Source organism: Stieleria sp., from assembly GCF_041595215.1.
Classification (GTDB): Bacteria; Planctomycetota; Planctomycetia; order Pirellulales; family Pirellulaceae; genus Stieleria; species Stieleria magnilauensis.
This window is the reverse complement of sequence record NZ_JBFHKV010001227.1, coordinates 1-2315: the sequence shown is the minus strand read 5'-3', so window position 1 is coordinate 2315 and position 2315 is coordinate 1. Positions and strand designations below refer to the sequence as shown.

The 2315-nt window shown below is 58.4% G+C and carries 1 protein-coding gene; it reads right to left on the bottom strand.

The features are described from left to right. Positions 1-2192, bottom strand: a 2192-nt coding sequence (locus ABX749_RS29915) for a CehA/McbA family metallohydrolase (protein ID WP_372899258.1), incomplete at its 3' end; no start/stop codon positions are given. Between the last annotated feature and the right edge of the window lie 123 nt (positions 2193-2315).

The following is a 2315-nucleotide window of genomic DNA, read 5'->3' as shown; positions in this document are numbered from 1 at the left end:
GGGCATTGGACCGTCACCTGGACGTTCACCTGGCCATCCTCGGTCGCAAGGTCATCACCAGGAATCGCCTGTGTCTCGCCGGTCTTCGACGTGCCGACCACCGACAGGAACGGTCCGGTCGACATGACGATGTGCCCCGCTTCGGCTTGACGAATCATTTCGTCGGTGGAGATCGCGGCCGGGTCATCGGTGCTGCTGGCGAACCAATTTCGCAGCCACCCGCTGCCATGGTGGTTGTAGTGCGCGTCGGTGTTGACGACACCCGGGATGCGATAGCCTTGGTTGAGCAGTTGCATCCATTGGAACAGCGGAATTCGCATTTCGCGAACGTTCGGTGGCTTGCTGGCGATGTCTTGGAAAATCGTTTCCAGCGGATGGACCTCGATCACATCCATCCACTTGAGCATTCCCCGGAAACCCTTGTCGGGCGTTCCGTCGACATCCAAGTCTCCATAGATTTGATGCAGGTTGGGATGGTTCATCTGGACCAGCTTGTCCGATCCGCCGTCCCACATCGCCAACCGTTCGATCTGGACGACCGGGTTCGGATCGACACGCGGGCCGCCTCCGTTTTGGGTGTGTGGATGATGGTGCAGCGGGAACGAGTTTTGATGGTTCGCCGGTAATGGATTGCCGGTCAGTTCCATGCCCGTGCACGTCGCCATCAAGTGCGACAGCTGCATCTGTTGCAGATGCGGCGCGTAGCTGCTGATGCGATTGTGTTCGGTGCACGGGGCGAATTCCAGGTGTTCGCAGAGCAGGTTTTCGACGCGTCCATATTGATCGGAAGTGTTGTCACCCGAAGGGCTGCTGTGACTGTGCAGCTCCGTGCTGACCCAACCGCGGGTATCGACGACGCGATCGAGTTGGACCGAAAGCTCGGTCATCGTTTCTTTGCCGACCTGGATTTGCCGGGTCACGCTGTTGTATTCCGGTCCGCGGCTGAAATGGATTTCGTAGGTGCCTGGATCGAGCGGGCAATGCAGTTGCCCATGCACGGCGTAGACGCAATTCTTGACGAAGGTTCGGGCGCTGTCTGGTCCGAAGTCCGGATGGTCTCCGTCGGCCGCGTAGATCGTCGCTTTGGCCGGAATGGAATTCCCGTCGCCGTCGGTGACGGTTGCAGTGAATCCGCTCGGTGCGGACGTTCCAAGCCGAATCGTTTGGGGCTGGTCACTTGATTTCACGACCAAAACGTAAGGCGTGTTTCCAATCGCCGTGTGGCTGACGACGTATTCACCGGGAACCAACCTGGCGTGGGCGATTCCCTGGTCGTCGGTTTGCAGCGTAAACAGTGTTGAATCTGCATTCTCGGAATCCGTCTTTGATCGCAGCGAGATTTTGGCACGTCTGACGGCGGCTTGGTGGTCGCCACCGGGGATCTGCAATGGGACTTCAAAGGTGTGCATTGCCGGCGAGCGATGTGACCCTTCCGCGACGGCCAGCAAGTCGATCGGGCTGGTCGCGGGATACAGCAGGACGGTCCAGGTCGTCATCCCGTCGCCACGCTGCACGTGCTGGTCGCTGTAGTGCAACTCCGCCGGGCGACCGTTTTTCCACTGGGGCGGTTCGGTGCCGACTGGGCTTTTGAATCCGATCGTTTGTCGAAAGAAAGCGTCACTGCAGTACGCGACGCTGCCGGATTGCTCCATCGCAAAACTGCGATCGGCGCGGACCCCGTCAAACGCTTTGACCGTTTCCGCCGTATCGCCTTCGATCCACACCGTTGTTTCGACGAACGCGTTGCCGTCGACCAGACGATAACGAACGGTTGCGGTCGTGCCATCACCGGCGAGCGATTTCGACGAACGGCATTGCCAGAACACCGCGTCGCCGTCGCGACCGATTTGCACTTGGCTCGGATCATGGAATTGATACCTGGCTGCCGTGGGGATGAAGGCGCTGAGCTGATCGTTGGAAGGGTGATTCAGGGTCAGATCGAGAATCGACGCGCCGATCCCGCGAATCGTCAAGTTGGCATCCCGCGTCGCGATCGGGGCAGCGATCGTGACGGAGATCTGATCGTTCTTCATCTGATAGTCGCCATAGATCCAGTCCACCTCTTTACCATCGATGTCGGGCTCCAACTCCGGGTAGATGACCCGGATTTCGGCGGAGGTGGCAAACGCGGCGGAAAGCCAGAGGAACGCGCAGACACAAGGGATAAATCGACGCAAGCGTGGAGGTTGCATGGCGGGTTGGGAGGGAGGGAGGAGCGTGGGGAGGGGGGCAGGAATTTGAAATCTGAAACTTGAAATCTGAAATCTGAAACTTGAAATCTGAAATCTGAAATCTGAAATCTGAAATCTGAAAAT